Below are 18,355 nucleotides of genomic sequence, written 5' to 3'. Positions count from 1 at the left end.
GTGGCCGTGAGGGCCGTGCGGCGACCTGTGTCTTCAGCTGGCGTCGGAGCCGAACATCGCGTCGCGGTGGGATTCGAGCACCGCTATAAAGGCCGCAGCGACTTGGGACATCGGCTTCAACTTCGGCGTGAAGAGCATATATTCGAAATGGACCTCCGGCGCGAAATCACGGACCGTAAGGCCCCGCTCGGCATAATCCGCTGCGGTCACGGGGTTGAGAATCGAACATCCGACCCCCTGCATGACAAGCGCGCAGATGGTCATCGCATATTGGGTTTCGATGACCATCTCGCGGTGGACGCCCGCGTCCTCGAAAATGCGGTCGATGCGGTGACGCACGCCGTCCTCGAGCGCGAGCGAAATGAAGGGCTCGCCCTCGAGATCGGCCGGCCGGATGACGTCCTTGACGGCCAAGCGGTGGCCGGCAGGGAGAACGCAGGCGCCGGGGCAGCGCAGGAAGCGCTCCATCCTTATGCCGGGCAATTCGCGCGCCGGCGTCGCGAGCCCGATGTCGAACTGCTGGTTCGCCATCCATTGCCGCACCGTCGAGGAACTGCGGGTCTGGAGCTGAACGGTGACGCCGGGATGTGTCTCGCGAAAGGCCGCGATCACACGCGGCAGGAAACTGACCGCGAGCGCCGGAAGGGCGGCGATCCGGAGCGTGCCGGTCGCCATGTTGCGGATGTCTTCCGCTACCCGCTTCAGGGCCGCAATGCCCGAGAAGCTCCGCTCGACTTCGTAGAAAAAGGCGTCGGCTTCGGGCGTCACGGTGAGCGCGCTGCCGCGCGAACGCAGGAAGAGCTGAAAGCCCAGCTGATGCTCGAGCTCGGCAAGCATCTTGCTCACCGCGGGTTGCGACAGGTTGAGCGACTGCGCGGCCTGGGTGACCGATCCCGAGAGCATCACGGCCCTGAAGGCTTCGAGGTGACGCAGGTTCATCGGACATCGCTCCCTATAGCTATTTCTTATGGCGCTAGCATTGAAAGCCTCGTTTATGAATAGGTCGCACGCATCGCGCCGCTGGTTACCGGCGCTGCTCGCCGCAGGCGCCCTGTTACTCGGCGGCTGCGGCCGCGAGCCCGCCGGCACCGGTGGGCATGAAATCGCCGCGGCGAAGGGATCGACGCTTGCGCGGATTCGCGCGCGCGGAACGCTCAATTGCGCAATTCATACGGGGCAGCTCGGCATGTCCTATCTCGACAAACGCGGACGCTGGCAGGGCTTCTTCGTCGATTACTGCCGGGCGCTCGCCGCTGCGGTCCTCGGCGATGCCCGCAAGGTCCGGTTCATGCCGGTCGCCTCGAACAAGCGCTTCACGATCGTGCAGACGGGCGAGGCCGACGTCCTGTCGCGGACGACGACATGGACGCTGACGCGCGACACCGACCTCGGGGTGAATTTCGTCGGCACCATGTATTATGACGGGCAGAGCTTCCTGGTGCCCCGGCGATCGGGTGTGCGGCTTCCGACGGATCTCGATGGCGCATCGATCTGCATCACCAAGGGGACGACCTCCGAACTCAACACCGCCGAATATTTCGAGCGCAAGGGGCTGCGTTTCCAGTCCGTCGTGTTCGAGAATCCCGAGGAAGCCAAGCTCGCCTTCTTTGCCGGGCGGTGCGACGCAATGACCACCGATGCCTTCACGCTGACGGTGATCCGCCTGGCCGACACCGCGCATCCCGACGATTATGTGGTGCTGCCCGAGCGGCTCACCAAAGAACCGGTCGGCCCAGTCGTGCGCAGCGACGACGAGCAATGGTACGAGATCAACAAATGGGTGCTGAACGCGCTCTTCGCTGCCGAGGAAATGGGGGTCACCCGCGCGAATGCCGCGCGCATGCGGATGGCCTCGCGCGACCCTGAAGTGCGCAAGATGCTCGGCGGCTTGCCCGGATTCGGCAAGTCGCTCGGCCTTGACGATGACTGGGCGTACCGGGCAATCGAGGCGACCGGCAATTATGGCGAAATCTTCGACCGGCACATTACGCCGCTCGGCGTCGAACGCGGACAGAATAAGCTCTATCGGGACGGCGGGCTGATCTACCCGTTGCCGATGCGATGACTCATAAACACAGGCGGCTTGCCATCGCTGCGTTACCCTGGCTGCTGATCGCGGGCGGGCTTGTGGTCGCCTACGGCCTGTTTGCGACATTGGCGGACAATCTCGCGGACCGAAACATCCGGACGGGGTTCGGTTTCCTGTTCGACCGGGCGGGTTTCGCGATTGGCGAAACGCTGATTGCTTACGCGCCGGGCGATTCCTATGCCGCGGCGCTGGCGGTGGGTCTTCTCAACACGCTCCTGATATCGGCGCTCGGCATCATCTTCTCGACCTTGCTCGGCCTCGCGGTCTGCATGGCGCGCCTGTCGTCCAACTGGCTGCTTGCGAGGCTCTCCGGCCTTTATATCGAGCTGGTTCGCAATATTCCGCTGCTGCTCCAGATGTTCGTCTGGTACGCCGCGCTGCTGTTCGGTCTGCCCGGACCCGGCCCGGGCGCCGTCGGACCGTTCGACCTCGATAATCGGGGATTGCACCTCCCCGCGCTCTCCTTGGCCGATCCGGGACGGCCGGTCTTTCTCATCGCGATCGTCGCCTGTGCGATCCTGCTGGGTGCCGTGCGGCGAGGAGCCGTTCGCACGCGCACTGCGCTGGCCTTCGCCGGCATCTCCCTGGTGCCGCTCTTGCTGTGGGGCGGGATCGATCTGCCGCGGGCGGGGCGCTTCGGAACCGTCGGCGGATTGTCGCTCTCCACGGAGTTTCTGACGCTGGTCGCCAGCCTTTCGGTCTATGCCTCGGCCTATCTGGCCGAGATATTCCGCGGCGCGATCCTCGCCGTTCCCGCAGGGCAGAGCGAGGCCGCCAAAGCGCTCGGCCTGTCGCCCGCGCAAACAATGGGACGGATCGTGATGCCGCAAGCGCTGCGCATCGCCATACCGCCGATGACGAGCTGGCATCTCAACACGATCAAGAACAGCTCCCTGGGGGTCGCGATCGGATATCCCGAATTTGTTTCGGTCGTCGATACCGTCATCAGCCAGACGGGGCAGGCCATCGAGGGCGTCGGTCTGATTGTGGCGACCTTCCTCCTACTTTCGCTTTCCTTGTCCTTCGTCACCGGCCGCTATGCCCGCCGTCTGGGCTGGAGTGTCGCCGGACAGCCGGGCCGGAGTGCCGAGGCACCCCGTCTTGAACCCTTCCCCTTGCGCCGGATGGCCGACTGGCCCGCATGGATGCGGCGCAATCTGTTCGGGGGCGGAGGGCAGTCTGTCCTGACGCTCGCCATTTTTGTTCTGGCGGCTCTGGCCATCGGCAAGGGGCTGTCGTGGCTGTTGCTCGATGCGACCTTCGCCGGCGGGGCGATCGAATGCCGGTTGGCCAGCGGCGCGTGCTGGCCCTTCCTGCGGGAAAATGCGCGGCTCATCCTGTTCGGCACCTATCCCGAAGCCGAGCAGTGGCGCGCCGCCGCAGCAGCGGCGGTACTGCTGCTGTCCCTCGCGCTGTCCTTCGTCCCGCGCTTTTGGGGCCGTCGCCTCGGGCTGGTCTGGGTCGGCGCTATTCTGGTCGCTGTGCTCTTGTTGCGAGGCGGGTTCGCGGGGCTCGTGCATGTGCCCATGGAAAAATGGAGCGGCCTTCCGGTCACGCTTCTGCTCGCCAGCATCGCGGTGGTCGGCGCATTTCCGCTGGCGATTGTCCTCGCATTCGGTCGCAGGTCGTCGCGGCGCACGCTTCGCTGGGCGAGCACCGCCTTCATCGAGCTCGTTCGCGGAACCCCGCTGATCGGCGTGCTGTTTCTCGCCGCGGTGATGTTCCCGCTGTTCGTTCCCGCCTATCTTTCGATCGACAGCCTGCCGCGTGTCCAGATCGCGCTCCTCTTCTTCACCGCCGCCTATATGGCCGAGGTCATCCGGGGCGGCCTGCTCGCGGTATCGGCCGGGCAGGGCGAGGCCGCGCAGGCGCTCGGCCTGAGCAAATGGCAGGCGCGGCGGCACGTCCTGTTGCCGCAGGCGCTCAAGGTCAGCGTGCCGGGTCTGGTCAACACCTCGATCAGCGAGGTGAAGAATACCACCCTCGTCCTGATCGTCGGCGTCTTCGATGTGTTGCAGACGACGCGCCTTTCCTACGTCGAGGCGCAATGGCGACCCTATTTCGCCGAAGCCTATCTTTTCACCGGGACCATCTTCTTCCTCCTCTGCTTCTCCCTGTCCCGGCTCAGCATGAAGATCGAACGGAAATTATCCTATGCATGAACAAGACCCAGCATCGCCCCGCGAGCGGGCTGAACCCGCCGGGGGCGCCTGGCAGGATCCAACCCGCGCCGTTCACGCCGGCCCGCGCGCGAGCGATCAGCGGGGTCTCATCAATCCTCCCGTCGATCGCGCCTCGACGATCATCTACGACAGCGTCGAAGCCTATATGGATCGCCACCGGGGGCTTTATGACGAGGTCATCTACGGCCTGTATGGCACGCGCACGACCTTTGCGCTCGCTGAGGCCGTCGCCGAGCTCGAGGCCGGCTATGCGACGGTCATCACCTCCTCGGGAACAAGCGCGATCGCGCTCACCCTCACGGCGTTTGCGGGCGCGGGCGATCATCTGCTCGTCGCCGACTGCGTCTATGGGCCGACCCGAAAATTCCTGACCGATGTGCTCGCGCGTTTCGGGGTCGAGGTCGAATATTTCCGGCCCGATATCGGGGCGGAGATAGCTGACCTGTGCCGCAGCAACACCCGCCTCATCTATATGGAGACCCCGGGCTCGCAGACATTCGACATGATCGACGTGCCGGCGATCGCGGCGGTCGCGCGCGGCCGTGGCATTTTGACGGCGGTCGACAACACCTGGGCGACGCCGCTCTTCTTCAAGCCGCTGGCTCATGGCGTCGATGTCTCGCTCGCGTCGGCGACCAAATATCTCTCGGGGCACTCCGATTGCCTGCTCGGCACGATGACCGCGGGCAGCGAGGCCATCTATCGCCACCTCAAGGATGCGGCGGCGCGCTGGGGCAATTGCGCGAGCCCCGACAATTGCTATCTGGTCCACCGGGGCATCCGGACGCTCGACGCGCGTCTCGAGCGCCACCAGCGCACCGCGTCGACCCTGATCGACTGGTTTCTGTGTCAGCCCGAGGTGGTCGCGGTTCGCTATCCGGCTCACCCCGCCGATCCGGGCCACGCGATCTGGAAGCGGGACTTTGCGGGGGCGTCGGGATTGTTCGGCGTCCAGCTCGATCGTCTCTCCCCGCCGGAGACCAGCGCATTCTTCAACAAGTTCTCGCTATTCCAGCTTGGGTCGAGCTGGGGCGGTTTCGAAAGCCTTGCGGTCCCCGCGTGGCCGGCGCCGATCCGCGACTTTCCGAATGGCGAGGCCGAAGGTGCGCTGATTCGTATTCATGCAGGGCTGGAGGCGCCCGACGATCTAATCGCCGATCTCGATGCGGCCTTCGGGCGGGTGCGGATGATGCGGAGCGGAAAGCGGGCGTCATGACGGACGCTTCGATTCCGGCGGCTGTCAGTCTGCGGCAGCTCGAAAAATATTACGGCGGCTATCACGCGCTTCGTTCGATCGACCTCGATATCGCGCCGCGCCAACGCGTTGTGATTTGCGGTCCCTCGGGCTCCGGTAAGTCGACCCTGATCCGCTGCATGAACATGCTCGAAGCGCCGGACGCCGGAGAGGTGCTGATAGAGGGCGTCAGGATAAACCGGGTGTCCCGCGATGCTGCCGCGGCGCTCCGTGCGGTCGGCATGGTTTTTCAGCAGTTTAATCTGTTTCCGCACAAGACGGTGCTCGAAAATTGCACCCTCGCGCCCGTCCTCGTCGGCGGCGTCGCGGTCGAGGATGCCGAGGCGCGGGCCATGTCCTATCTGGACAAGGTCCGGATCGCAGATCAGGCGAGCAAATATCCCGGGCAGCTTTCGGGCGGGCAGCAGCAGCGAGTAGCCATCGCGCGTGCGCTGGCGATGGAGCCCCGGATTCTCCTCTTCGACGAACCGACATCGGCGCTCGATCCCGAGATGATCAAGGAGGTGCTCGATGTGATGACAGCGCTGGCCGGCGAGGGGCGGACGATGGTGTGCGTGACGCACGAGATGGGATTCGCGCGCGAGGCAGCCGATCGCATTCTTTTCATGGACCAGGGGCAAATTGTCGAGGACGCGAGGCCGTCCGACTTTTTTGCGGCTCCCAAAAGCGAACGCGCACAGACATTCCTTGAACAGATACTTTCGCACTGAGCAGTCGCTTGTGAGCGGCCCCGAATGGCTTCGATCTGCGTCCCCTGTCATTTCATGAGCAAGTCGAAGGGGAAGGCGGTCGGCTCCTTGCGCGAATGGGCCGGACCCTGCAAAAAAATTTCAAAATCGATGAGGGGTGAGGCGTCGGCATGCGTATTAGACAAGTATGATGCGCGCCGAATTTGGCATTTAACTAATTGATATATTTCGATAAATTCCTGTTGACCTGTATATACATTTAATGCTCTCTGAGGGAAATCGGCCAACCAACAGGGGGTTTCGCTATGATGATCAGAACATTTTTGCTCGCCAGCGTCGCGGCAGTCGCGGTCTTGGCAACGCCGGCACTTGCGCAGGACGAATCGTCAGGGCAGCCGCCCCTGGCCACCGACGCGCCGAATGGTTCGGACATCGTCGTGACGGGTTCACGCATCCGCCGCCAGGACCTCGCGGGCGTCGGACCCGCCACGGTCGTCTCGGCTGAGCAGATCGAGAATACCGGGATCGTCAACATCGAAACGGTATTGCAGCGCCTTCCCGCCAATGCAGGCTTTGCGGGCAACCAGACCTCGGCCTATTGGACAAGCAACGGCTATGGCACGGCGCAGGTGAACTTGCGCGGGCTTGGCATCAAGCGCACGCTCGTGCTGCTTAATGGTCGCCGTCTCGTGGCAGGCGGCACCGGCGCGAACTCGTCGCCGGACCTGAACATGATCCCGGTCGTAGCGCTGGCACGTACCGACGTGCTGAAGGACGGCGCGTCGGCAATTTATGGCGCGGACGCGATGGCGGGTGTTGTCAACCTGGTCACCCGGACCGATTATGAAGGTCTTGGCCTGAGCGCGCGCTATGGCATCACGGGCGAGGGCGACGGTTCCGATTTTTCCGCCGACCTGATCTGGGGCATCCGCAATGATCGTGGTGGTGTCATGATCGCCGCGACGTATCAGAAGACCAGCGCGGTCAATATGGCGACGCGCGCGCCCTGTTCGCTCGCTGAGGTCACGCCAGGTTCGCTATCGTGCGTCAACAGTGCCTCGACGATCGGCGGCCGCGCCGTGTTGCCCAACGGGCAACAAATCAACTTCAATCAAACTCCCGGCGGCGATGGCGACTTCTTCGAGCCGTACAGCGCGGCGAAGCATAATTTCAATTCGGCGCCCTTCCTCAACGCGGTCAGCCCCGTCGAACGCATCAGCACGGCCTTCTTCGTCGACTATGACCTCAGCGACAGCATCGAGGCTTTCGGCGAGTTTCTCTATACATTCCGCAAATCCAATCAGATTGCGACGCCGGGCACGCTCCGCAACCTGTCCATTTCGGCGAGTAATCCGACCAACCCAACCGGGCAGGACATCGTGCTCATCCAGCGCCGGCTTGCCGAACCAGGGCCGCGTCAATTCTTCCAGGAAACTGATACCTGGCAGGGTACGTTCGGCCTGCGCGGAAAATTGTCCAACGATTGGGCGTGGGAAGTCGCGGGGGCATTCGGACGCAACACGGCGATCGACGGATCGACCAACATCGCCAACCTCGAACGCATTCGCAACTCGATCGACCCGAGCAAGTGCAGCGTGACGGTTGGAGCTGCGATCCCCTGCGCTGACTATCTGGGCGCCGGCGACCTGACCCCCGAGGTTCTCGACTATATCCTTTTCACCTCGCGCGATCGCGGCGGCAACGAACTGGCGACGGTCACCGCCGATCTCAACGGCAGCCTGTTCAACCTTCCAGCTGGCCCCGTCTCCTTTGCGACAGGGGTCGTCTATCGCAAGGAAAAGGGCTGGCGCGATCCCGATCCGCTGACCGTGCTCGGTATTGCCAACACGAACCAGCAGGATCCGATTTCGGGTTCGACCACGGCGAAGGAAGCCTATCTCGAGCTGTCCGTGCCGATACTCGCGGGCAAGCCTTTCTTCGAGGCGCTGACGCTGGACGGCGCGGTGCGCTATTCGGACTATAATCTGTTCGGCAGCGACTGGAATTACAAGGCCAGCCTCGACTGGATGATCAGCGACAGCTTCCGCCTGCGCGGGACCTATGGCACCGGCTTCCGCATTCCCAACGTGCCCGAACTTTACGGCGGCGTATCGGAAGGCAATCTGACCACCACCGATCCCTGTTCGCGCTATTCGACGAGCGGTAATGCGACGCTGATCGCCAATTGCCAGGCGTCGGGTGTTCCCGCCAACTATGTGCAGCTCGGCACGACGATCCTCACCACGGTCGGCGGCAACGAGAATCTGAAACCCGAAAGCTCGACGACCTGGACCGTCGGCACGGTGATCTCGCCCAAAGGGCTGGTTCCCGGTCTGTCGCTGACGGCCGACTGGTTCGACATCAAGATCAAGGATGCGATTCGCGCCATCCCCGGATCGACCAAGCTGTCGATATGTTATGCGAGCCAGAATCTGTCGCACCCTTTCTGCGACGATTTCACGCGCAGCCCGCTGACGGGCGAAGTGACCTTCCTATCCGCGCAGCCGATCAATACAGGGCGCGAGGAGATGAATGGCCTCGATCTGGGGCTCGTCTATGCGGGCGGCATCGGCAGCGTGAACATCTCGCTCGACGTCAACCTGACTTATCTCAACAAATATGTCGTTCTGCCGTTCCCCGGCGGCGACCCGATCGATTTCGACGGCTTCATCGGCGGCGGCAATGGCGGCTATCCCAAATGGCGCGGCTATGGCGTGCTGACCGCCGAGAAGGATGGCGTCAGCGCCACCTGGTCGACCCAATGGATCGGCAAGGCGACCGACTTCAATGCGGCGCCCGGCGAAATCGGCTACAGCACGCCGAACGTCTTCTACCACAATCTCCAGGTCGCCTTCGAGATTGACGAGAAGACGCGCTTCCAGGTCGGCGTCGACAATGTCTTCGATCGCAAGGCGCCCTATATCCAGAGCTTCACCGATGCGAACACCGACACGATGACCTACGATCTGCTCGGACGGCGCTTCTATGTCGGTTTCCGCACCGCCTTCTGAGGAACCAGGAGATGGCGATACGTTGGCCGCTGCTCGTTCGGCGAACGCATAAATGGCTGGCGCTGGTCGTGGGTGTCCAGGCTTTGCTCTGGACGTTGACCGGCTTCTACATGGTGGTCGTTCACATCGACACCATCCACGGCGATCATCTGGTGCGCTCCCCGGTGGCCCAGCCCTTCGACCTCGATGGCCTCGCAGCGCCGTCGAAGGTCGTCGCGGCCGCGCCGGGGGTGTCCGAAATCCGTCTCCAGCGCTTTTTCGGCCAACCGGTCTGGCGCGCCGAGACCCCTGAAGGCGCGCGCCTGTTCGACGCGCGTTCGGGTGCGCCGCTGCCTGCCCTGACCGAGTCCCAGGTCCGCGAACAGGCACGGCGCATCTACACGGGTGACGGCAAGATCGTCTCGGTGCGACTTTTGACCGAGGCACCTCAGGAAATGCAGGCGCGCAAGCCACCGTATTGGCAGGTCGAGTTCGAAGGCTGGAACCGGCCGACGCTCTATCTGTCGCCGGCGACGGGTGAGCTCATCTCGCGCCGCCACGCGCTGTGGCGCGTTTTCGACTTCGCGTGGATGCTGCATATTATGGACTATGACGAGCGGACCGACGTCAACAATCCGCTGCTCCGCGTCGCGACCTGGAGCGCCTTTGCGATGGCGCTCTCCGGCGCTTGGCTGCTGATCTGGTCTTTCAAACGCCGCAAAAGGAAGCAGGCATGAAACGCATCCGGCTGACCCCGCTCTTTTTCCGGCGTATCCATAAATGGGTGGGGCTGATCCTCGGTCTGCAGTTCCTGCTCTGGGCGCTCAGCGGTTCGGTGATGGCGCTGCTCGACAAGGACAAGGTCGGAGGGCACGGCGGCGGCATGTCGCACGCGCACGCGCTGCCCGCCGGCGAATATTTCGATGTCGCCGCCCTACCGCGCGGCGAACCCGTCACTGGCGTGGTTCTGCGCGATCTCGGTGCGCGGCCGGTCTATGAGGTCCGCGCCGCCGGGGGCACACGCCTTGTCGATGCGACGAGCGGCGAGGATATTCGGGTCGACGAGCAGGTCGCCCGCGATGTCGCGGCGATGATGAACGAGGCGCCGATCCGCAACGTAAGTGTGCTCGCCAAACCCAATCTTGAATCGCGCGACCATGAAGGCGCGATGTGGCGCGTCGATTTCGCGGACGCCGAAAACAGCAGTGCCTATGTTTCGCTCGACACCGCCCGTTTCCTGGTGATGCGTGGCGATACCTGGCGGACATGGGACTTCTTCTGGATGCTCCACAATATGGATTATATCAACCGGAAGAGCTTCAATCATCCGCTGATCATCTTCGTCGCCTTCGGCGTACTCTGGCTTTCCGGAACCGGCTTCTACCTGCTGTTCAAAAGCTTCAGTCGCGCCGATTTCCGCTGGCTACGCCGTCGCAAACCTGTGGTTGTCGCTCGAACCAGCTGATCGGCGTCAATCGTCGATCGAGAAGGCGGCCGACAGTTCGAACCGGGTGCCGGGGTGTGTCAGCCAGGCATGCGACACGAGACGCGACCGGCTCCATGTCCGGCGCGTCATCTGGAGTACCGGTTCGCTCGCGGACAGCCCTAACATGCCGCGCATTCGTTCGTCGGGCATCGTCGCACAGACACGGTGCTCGACCCGTTCGAGCGGCGCGATGCACGTCAGATATTCGTTCGGTGTCATCCGTGTGAAGTCGAGCGTGCCATAATCGGGCGCGATCGACGCGAGGACGAAACGCTCCTCGATCTGAATCGGGAATTCGGCCTCGTGATGGACGATGATCGAATGGAATAATTTGGTCCCTACCGAAACTTCGAGCAGCGCCGCCGTGTCGACATTGGCGCGCTCTTCCCGGTTCTGGATCACGCGGGCACGATAGGCATGACCTCGCTCGCGGATTTCCTCGGCGATGTTGCGGATTTCGATCATCTGGCCGATCGGCCTCGGCTCCGCGATGAACGAGCCACTTCCAGCGCGCCGCACGACAACTCCGGCAGCCTGTAGCTCGCGGAGAGCACGATTCGCCGTCATGCGCGAAACGTCGAATTGTTGAACTAGTTCTGCTTCCGAGGGAACACGGTCGCCTGGTTGGAGGCGACCATCGCGAACGGCGTCGGAAATACTCTGCTTGATAACAACGTAGCGTGGTGTCGATTCATCACCGGCATGGTCGAGGGAAGGCATTGCCTCTCGGGGCTTGGGCATTGAAACTTTGGGCTTCCGAGTGGGCGAAGGACTCATAGGTCGTCTATACAACTTCACGGTTTCCCAGCTAGTTAAAAGAGAAGGCTGCCAATCGTCGATGTCGCAACGAAATGACGAGCGTCCTTGTCCGCTCGTCGAGCGCAGCGGCGTGCTCCTTTTTTCAAAGAAACCTGGCTCGGCAAAGGTGGCCGGGGAACATCGCGATGGCAAAATCAGGCCGGCTGCTCCCTGTGTCTGTTTCGTCGACCGGCTCATAGGCTGCTTCTAATATATTGCTGGTCTGGGCGACCACATACCCGCCGGCTGAGAAGCCTATGACACCAATCTTATGGGGACCGATCTTGAGTTCGTCGGCGCGCGAGCGGACCAGGCGGATCGCACGCTGCGCGTCCTGTGGTGCATGGAGGTGCTTGATGGGCCGCTTTACATTGCCGCTAGCACCAATCCGCGGAGCGGTTTGTGTACCGGCCAATTGAGTTGAGAAGACAGTGAGACTAGTTGGAGGCATGGATGATATATCGGGCAACGAGCGGCCATCTGTTCGCGCTGGCAGTGCCCGCGAAGTATTTGCGGCCTTCCTGAAGCTCGGGGTGACGTCGATTGGTGGGCCGATTGCACATCTGGGCTATTTTCGTGACGAGCTTGTCATCCGTCGTCGCTGGATCGACGACAGCGGTTTTGCCGAGTTGCTGGCGCTCTGTCAGTTCCTTCCTGGCCCCGCTTCGAGCCAGGCGGGGTTTGCGCTCGGCCTGATGCGCGCAGGTCCGTTGGGCGGGCTTGCCGCATGGACGGCATTTACATTTCCTTCGGCAGCGCTGATGTTTGGCTTTGCCGCGATGGCCGGCCATCTCGAAGGCGACATGGCGACTGCAGTGCTGCACGGCCTGAAACTTGCCGCAGTTGCCATTGTGGCTCAGGCGCTTTTCGGGATGGCGCGGACCCTTGTGCCCGATTGGTCTCGCCGAACCATCGCTTTGGCCGCGGCGGCGGGGATGCTGGTTCTGGCGTCGCCTGTGACGCAGATCGGATTCATTGCGCTTGGCGCTCTTTCCGGGCTGCTTGTTTGCACGCCGAAAGTCCGGTCCAGCATAGGGAATGGCGGGTGGATTCCGACGCGCAGAGCCAGTTTCCTGATGCTGACGGGGGCTGCCACTATTCTTCTCCTTCTCCCGGTTGCCGGGCGGGGCGGCTCGCTCTTCGAGCTTGCGGGTATTTTCTATCGCGCCGGGGCGCTCGTATTTGGGGGCGGTCACGTCGTTCTGCCGTTGCTCCACGCTGAACTGGTCCCGGGTTTCGTGGACGATACGGCTTTCCTGACCGGTTATGGCGCGGCGCAGGCTCTGCCAGGACCATTGTTCGCACTGTCGGCCTATCTCGGAGCCGTCGGCTCACCGGATGCGCCACTCGCAGGCGGACTGATCGCCATCGTCGCAATTTTTCTGCCAGGGCTGTTGCTCGTCGCGGGCGCGTTGCCGTTTCGCGCGGCGATCGCAAAAAATGCTCGCGCGCAGGCCGCGATCATGGGGGTCAATGCGGTCGTCGTCGGCATTCTGGCGGCCGCGCTTTATGACCCGCTCTGGACGTCCGGCGTAAAATCTTTCGCCGATGCTCTAATAGTGGGCGTCGGATTGCTGATTGTGCTGCGATTTCGCTGCCCTCCGCTCGCGCTCGTTGCTGGGAACGTTGGAGCCGCGCTGGCACTTGCAGTCATATAGTTGCGATACATAATCTCGGACGCGAATCTGGCGCGAACAAGCTCGGAGATGAAATAATGGGGATGGCGCATCCCTGCGGTACGAATGGCGGTTGATGGCTGCTCGGCATTTTACCCAGCTGTGCCGGCATCATCCGGTCTCGCAAAAGATGCGAGATTTGCCGCCGGACCAGATGATTTTGCGCTGGATCTATCGCTCCCTGTAATCGGGCAGCAACGGCGCGTCTGCGGCAATCGGATGCCGCTCGAGATCCACTATCAATGCCTTCATCTTATCAATTTCCCGAACCTGCGCCTCGATGATGCCATCGGCGAGCTTGCGGACCCTGGGATCGCGAATCTTCGCCCGTTCGCTGGTCATGATGGCGATCGAATGATGCGGGATCATCGCCTTCATGTAGGAAACATCGTCGACGGTTTGCTGGCTGCGAACGAGCCATAACGAGGTTGCGAAGACGATCAGGCTGGCGGCCACGATGATCGCATTCATTCGGCGGTTATTGTACATCGACCACATGAAGCCAAGCATGATGATGGCCATCACGGCGCCCATATAGACCGCCATCCAGGTTCTCGTCTGGCTGTAGTAAATATGATCGAGTGCGTAGCTGTTCAGATACATCAGGCCGAACATGACAATGGTCGACGTCGCGATCATCGCCGCAAACCGGCCGTAGCTCGATCCATGCTTTTTCATGTCGCCGTTCATGGCTCTTGCTCCTTTCGTATGATGCGGCAAAGCAATTCCGATTGCGGGTTATGGAATGAATGCCGGACGACCGAACTCTGTTCCCTTTCGGCGATCATTCTTCACCGCGAGTCGCGTCCTGGTGGGCCAGTTCTCTATCCGCGAAGTTCTTCCAAATGCTGACCGATCTTGCCGGATTCCAGTCTGAACACTGACGGATGGCTAGTGGCCAATGGCTGTGATCCTGGCGCATCTCGTTTACAACGAGAGGGGTGACCAATGAGTAAGGGCATTTATCTCATTCGAGGAGTCGGCGGCGGACCTGCTCCTTTTCAGCGTGGCGTTTACGCTGCCAGATCAGTGGTTCGAAGCATTGCTGCGCCGCGACGGAGCAGGCGATCGATTTCGTTCGACGTCCGCTGCACAGCCAACTTCAGAGCTTCGTCGATGTGGACATAGTCTTGCGTGACATTCTGCGACGCATGGCCGAGCATGGCGCGGATCGTAAGTTCGGAAAAACCAAGATCGCCGGCGACGCTGCCGAACGTGTGCCGAAGCGTATGCGGAGTGACGCCCTTTATTCCCGCAAGACCGCAAACCCGTTTGAGGCATTCGCTAACGGCGGTGAAGGGCCCGCTTCCCACTGCCGATGGAAACATGTGGGGATTGCCGGCAATGCCGGCTTGCGCGACGAGTACTCGGATCGCGGCAGGCCCGATGGCGCGAATTTGCGCGCCGCCTTTCGTGTCCGGAAAGGCCACATATCCACGATCTGCATGTAGCCAGTCGTGATGCATAGCCTGCGCTTCCTGTCGGCGATATCCAGTCAGCAGCAAGGTTCGCAACACGCCGAGCGCAACCGGATTCTCGCCATTGATCTCGGCGTAGGCAATCGCCTTCCCGAGCAATTCGAGTTCCGTGACGCTAAGCCGCCGCGTCTTCTTTTTCCCGGCAAGCTTTCTTGCGCCATGCGTCGGGTGAACCTCCAGCAGGCCCTTGTGCTTGGCATGCGCGATAATCGCCTGAAGAGTGCCAACGCACCGCCCGGCAACACCGGGGCCACCGGTCGCTTTGCCGCCACGTCCTCCGGTTCGCGGCTTCGCGGTCTTTCCGTTCTTCACGTCTGTCTGCATCTGCTCGACATCTGCGATCTTCAGATGCTTGACCACGCGCTTTCCGAGCAAGGGAATGATGTGGGTCCGAATACGACTATCGTCCATGTCGAGCGATGAAGACTTAATGGGAAGGTTCTTCCGGCCGAGAATGTTTCCGGCGCGGGCTTCCGTGATATACCAATCACACATCTCCGCGACCGTCATCGCATTGCGCGACTGACGAGCGTCATCGGCCGGATCTTGTCCGACTATGACGGCGGCCAGTTTGAGCCGGGCCAGATCGCGCGCCTGTTCAACCGTGAGAACGCCGAAACGGCCGAGGTTCATCCGGCGCTGAATGCCCTCTGCATTGCGGTATTGAACGATGAAGGTCTTCAGGCCCGATGGGAGAACGCGAAGTCCGAATCCTTTAATCTCGGTGTCCCAATAGATGAGCTGTTTCGAGGCCGGCGAAATGACCGCGTCGATCGTGCGTTTTGTCAACTTGCTCGTCGGCATGCTATTAATCCCCTTGCTGACAAAATCTCGGATCGAGCCATTGTCAGCAAATTGTCAGCGCTGTACGGTGTTTCAGCGGCTAGGCGAGGATAGGGCGTCGTAGGATAGATATCAAGAAAAGAAGCAATTATAGGGCGATAGCGTAGAAAAAGAAGAAGCCGAAGCGAATCGCGTTCAAGTTGCCAAGGTTGGGGTCGAGGGTTCGAATCCCTTCGCCCGCTCCATTCTTCGCTGACATCGGAATTTCAACGGCGGGCCGGTCAGGCCCACGCTTCGCGGTACAGCGCCTCGATGGTCGCGGTGTCGGGGATGCGGGGATTGTTGCCCGGCGATCCCGATGCGAGCGCTTGTTCGGCCATCAGGGGCAGCAATTCGCTCCAGCGCGCTTCGTCGATGCCATAGCTTTTGGGGGTGGGGACCGCGAGGTCGCGGTTGACGTCTCGTAGCGCTTCGACCAGCCGCGCCACGGCCGCCTGGTCGCCTTCGCCCTCTGCCGCGAGCCCCATCGCGCGCGCGCAGTCGGCATAGCGCGGCAGCGCCGCCGGTGCCGACCAGGCGGTGACGGCGGGGAGCAACATCGCGTTCGACAGGCCGTGCGCGACATGGAAATGCGCGCCGATCGGGCGACTCATGCCATGGACCAAGGCGACCGAGGCGTTCGAAAAGGCGATTCCGGCCTGCAGCGACCCCGCCATCATCGCCTCGCGCGCGGCGCGATTGCCGGGTTCGGCGCAGGCGGTACGCAAATTGGGCCAGATCGCACGCATCGCGGCGAGCGCCATGCCGTCCGAGAAAGGATTGGCGAGCCGCGACACGTAAGCCTCGATAGCGTGCGTCAGCGCGTCGATCCCGGTGTCGGCGGTGAGGCGCAGCGGCTTGGTCAGGGTGAGCTCATAGTCGACGATCGCGATGGTCGGCAGATAGGCGAGGCCCGCGCACAGCATCTTTTCGTCATTGGTCTCGTCGGTGATGACCGTCACGCGGGTCGCTTCGGATCCGGTGCCGGCGGTGGTCGGGATCGCGACGATGGGCAGGGCGGGGGCATCTTCCTGATGCGGCACCTTGCGCGCGCGCATCGTGCCGCCGCGTACGGCGAGCACAGCCACCGCCTTCGCTGTATCGATGGGGCTGCCGCCGCCGAGCGCGATCACACAGTCATGCGCGCCTTCGGCGACAAAGCCGTGCGCCGCCTCGACCGATGGGACCGTGGGGTCGGAGATGACGTCGCAATAGGCGCGCGCCGCAATCCCTGCGTCGTCAAGGATCGCGAGCAGCCGCTCGAGCGTGCCGTTTTGCGCCAGGAAGGGGTCGGTCAGGATCGCCGGAGCGGCGAGGCCGAACTGGGCGAGCGCCGCCGGCAGCTCGGCGATCGTGCCGCCGCCGATGCGGATCGACCGCGGCAGGAAGATCGAGGCCATGGTCATGCTCCTTCGCGCCGCAGCGTCAAAACAGGCCCGGCAATTCGCGCTGCGCGGCGCGGGGGTCGGCCGGCATCAGCATCTCCGGCGCGGCCGGTGCGGCGGCGAAGTTGCGCGCGGCGATGCCGGCGGATGCGCTTGCGATGTGCGCCGCGCAGCTTTGTCCCGACAGGAAATCGATTGCGGCGCGTACCGATGCCTCGCGCACGTCGCCGAGCGGATAATCGAGATCGTCCGCGGCCGCACAGCTGTTCGCTATCTTGGGCGCCAACCCGGTAAAATAGTCGCTCGGCCCGCTCGCATTGCCCGTCGAAAAGGCGATCACGCGCATCCGCTCGTCGCATTCGCTTTTGTCGAGCGCGATCTGGCCCACCGGCTTGCCATAGGTGTTGCTGCCGACGAGCGTCATATTGGTGCCGAGCCAGGGCAGCATGCCGTTGATGACGAGTTCGCTCGCCGACGCAGTCGATCCGGTGCCGATGAAGGCGATGCGCGTCGGCGCGATCGACTGCGTGCTCGGCGTGAAATTGTGGGTCTCATCGTTCGCGGATTTCGACGCGCGAAAGCTGGTCCGCGAAAAGACGTCGCTTGCCGCGCGGTTGCGGCCGAGCAGGTCCCCGAACAACTCTGCGGTCGCCACAAGGCCGCCGCCATTGTAGCGCAGATCGACCACGACATTGGTGATCCCTTGGCTGCGGAAATTCAGAAAAGCGTCCTTCAACTGATCATTGGCCGAGCTGATGAAGGTCCGCAGATTGATATAGCCATAGCTCTGGCCGCCTTCGGTGATCACCTTGGCGCCATAGCGGTCGGACACGGGGTCGATATTATAGTCGGCCTTGGTGACGCTGACATCGCGGGTGCCGCCTGCATCGCTGATCCGCAGCAGGCGCGTAACGCCCGGATCGCTTGGCCCCAGGGCATTGGTGATGCCCGCGGTCCCTTCGCTCGCGACGATGTCGGCGACGCTGCGCAGATTGGCGGCGCTGGTCCCGATCGCCAATATCTGCGTGCCGCGATCGATCCCGGCGGCGAGGGCGGGGGCGCCTTCATAGGCTTCGGCGATAATCACGCGCTGGGTCGAGGGATCGTAAGTCAGGCGGACGCCCAAACCGGCGCTCGACCCGCTGCTATAATAGGCCTCTTCTTCGGCGATCGAGGTGACGTAAGTGAAATAGCGATCCTTGCTCTGCGCTCGCGCAGGCGCCACCAGCGCGTCGATATAATCCTGCACCGTCGAATAGCTGGCCGGATTGACGTTCGTCGCGACATCGTTCGGGAAGAGATACCATTCGTCGATCACCGACTTGGCAAAGGACTGCTGTGCCGACAGACCGCAGCTTGCGGGCGTGGGGGTCGGGCTGGGTGTCGGGGTGACCGTTACCGGCCCGCTCCCCGCCGTGCTGCTACCTCCTCCTCCGCCGCACGAGGCAAGCATCAGCGCCGCCATCGTCAATGCGGTCAGCGGCACCCTCGGTTTCGCCATGTC

The 18,355-nt window shown here is 62.6% G+C and carries 15 protein-coding genes; 8 read left to right on the top strand and 7 right to left on the bottom strand.

Translation table 11 applies throughout. The features are described from left to right. Positions 1 to 33 precede the first annotated feature (33 nt). On the bottom strand, positions 34 to 939 hold the full coding sequence (locus L0963_RS09280) for a LysR substrate-binding domain-containing protein (protein WP_234179279.1): 906 nt from the start codon (positions 937 to 939) through the stop codon (positions 34 to 36). A gap of 55 nt (positions 940 to 994) precedes the next feature. Between L0963_RS09280 and L0963_RS09275 the strand changes: the two genes are divergently transcribed. The 7 genes from L0963_RS09275 (at position 995) to L0963_RS09245 (ending at position 10,671) form a co-directional block, all read left to right on the top strand. Next, complete coding sequence (locus L0963_RS09275; protein ID WP_003046368.1) at positions 995 to 2,065, top strand: amino acid ABC transporter substrate-binding protein; 1,071 nt, start codon at positions 995 to 997, stop codon at positions 2,063 to 2,065. Beyond that, positions 2,062 to 4,251, top strand: coding sequence for an ABC transporter permease subunit (locus L0963_RS09270; protein ID WP_234179277.1), 2,190 nt, complete (start codon positions 2,062 to 2,064; stop codon positions 4,249 to 4,251). The genes L0963_RS09275 and L0963_RS09270 overlap by 4 nt, the downstream gene beginning before the upstream one ends. After that, complete coding sequence (metC, locus tag L0963_RS09265) at positions 4,244 to 5,488, top strand: cystathionine beta-lyase (RefSeq protein WP_003046361.1); 1,245 nt, start codon at positions 4,244 to 4,246, stop codon at positions 5,486 to 5,488. Before L0963_RS09270 ends, metC begins: the two co-directional genes overlap by 8 nt. After that, positions 5,485 to 6,237: an amino acid ABC transporter ATP-binding protein gene (locus tag L0963_RS09260; protein ID WP_003046358.1), complete on the top strand. Its 753-nt coding sequence runs from the start codon at positions 5,485 to 5,487 to the stop codon at positions 6,235 to 6,237. The genes metC and L0963_RS09260 overlap by 4 nt, the downstream gene beginning before the upstream one ends. 284 nt (positions 6,238 to 6,521) lie before the next feature. Beyond that, positions 6,522 to 9,227 (top strand): TonB-dependent receptor domain-containing protein, encoded by a 2,706-nt coding sequence (locus L0963_RS09255; protein WP_003046355.1) that lies wholly within the window; start codon positions 6,522 to 6,524, stop codon positions 9,225 to 9,227. Between the two features lie 11 nt (positions 9,228 to 9,238). Next, positions 9,239 to 9,943 (top strand): PepSY domain-containing protein, encoded by a 705-nt coding sequence (locus tag L0963_RS09250; protein WP_003046351.1) that lies wholly within the window; start codon positions 9,239 to 9,241, stop codon positions 9,941 to 9,943. Beyond that, positions 9,940 to 10,671: a PepSY domain-containing protein gene (locus L0963_RS09245; RefSeq protein WP_003046347.1), complete on the top strand. Its 732-nt coding sequence runs from the start codon at positions 9,940 to 9,942 to the stop codon at positions 10,669 to 10,671. The genes L0963_RS09250 and L0963_RS09245 overlap by 4 nt, the downstream gene beginning before the upstream one ends. 6 nt (positions 10,672 to 10,677) lie before the next feature. Here the strand turns inward: L0963_RS09245 and hutC are convergent, their stop codons facing one another. After that, a complete protein-coding gene (gene hutC, locus L0963_RS09240) occupies positions 10,678 to 11,412 on the bottom strand; it encodes a histidine utilization repressor (protein WP_051066410.1) in 735 nt (244 codons plus the stop codon). A gap of 181 nt (positions 11,413 to 11,593) precedes the next feature. After that, positions 11,594 to 11,941, bottom strand: a complete 348-nt coding sequence (locus tag L0963_RS19890; protein WP_156001166.1) for an alpha/beta hydrolase — start codon at positions 11,939 to 11,941, stop codon at positions 11,594 to 11,596. On the opposite strand from L0963_RS19890, the gene chrA reads away from it, so the two are divergent. After that, positions 11,940 to 13,148 (top strand): chromate efflux transporter, encoded by a 1,209-nt coding sequence (gene chrA / locus L0963_RS09235; RefSeq protein ID WP_234179275.1) that lies wholly within the window; start codon positions 11,940 to 11,942, stop codon positions 13,146 to 13,148. The two genes, L0963_RS19890 and chrA, sit on opposite strands and share 2 nt — an antisense overlap. A gap of 189 nt (positions 13,149 to 13,337) precedes the next feature. On the opposite strand, the gene L0963_RS09230 is transcribed toward chrA, so the two are convergent. The 4 genes from L0963_RS09230 to L0963_RS09215 form a co-directional block, all read right to left on the bottom strand. After that, the gene (locus L0963_RS09230) at positions 13,338 to 13,856 is read right to left on the bottom strand and encodes a DUF305 domain-containing protein (protein ID WP_003046339.1); all 519 of its coding nucleotides are present in this window, start codon (positions 13,854 to 13,856) and stop codon (positions 13,338 to 13,340) included. A 323-nt stretch (positions 13,857 to 14,179) separates the two neighbouring features. Beyond that, positions 14,180 to 15,448, bottom strand: a complete 1,269-nt coding sequence (locus L0963_RS09225; protein WP_186401279.1) for a tyrosine-type recombinase/integrase — start codon at positions 15,446 to 15,448, stop codon at positions 14,180 to 14,182. A gap of 260 nt (positions 15,449 to 15,708) precedes the next feature. Further along, entirely contained in the window at positions 15,709 to 16,872 is a 1,164-nt protein-coding gene (locus L0963_RS09220) for an iron-containing alcohol dehydrogenase (protein ID WP_234179273.1), read from the bottom strand. A gap of 19 nt (positions 16,873 to 16,891) precedes the next feature. Beyond that, positions 16,892 to 18,352, bottom strand: a complete 1,461-nt coding sequence (locus L0963_RS09215) for a S41 family peptidase (RefSeq protein WP_234179271.1) — start codon at positions 18,350 to 18,352, stop codon at positions 16,892 to 16,894. Positions 18,353 to 18,355: the final 3 nt, after the last annotated feature.

This window comes from Sphingopyxis sp. NFH-91 (assembly GCF_021401285.1).
Taxonomy (GTDB): Bacteria; Pseudomonadota; Alphaproteobacteria; order Sphingomonadales; family Sphingomonadaceae; genus Sphingopyxis; species Sphingopyxis terrae_A.
The sequence above is the reverse complement of the archived record's forward strand: the minus strand, read 5'-3'. Positions and strand labels throughout refer to the sequence as shown.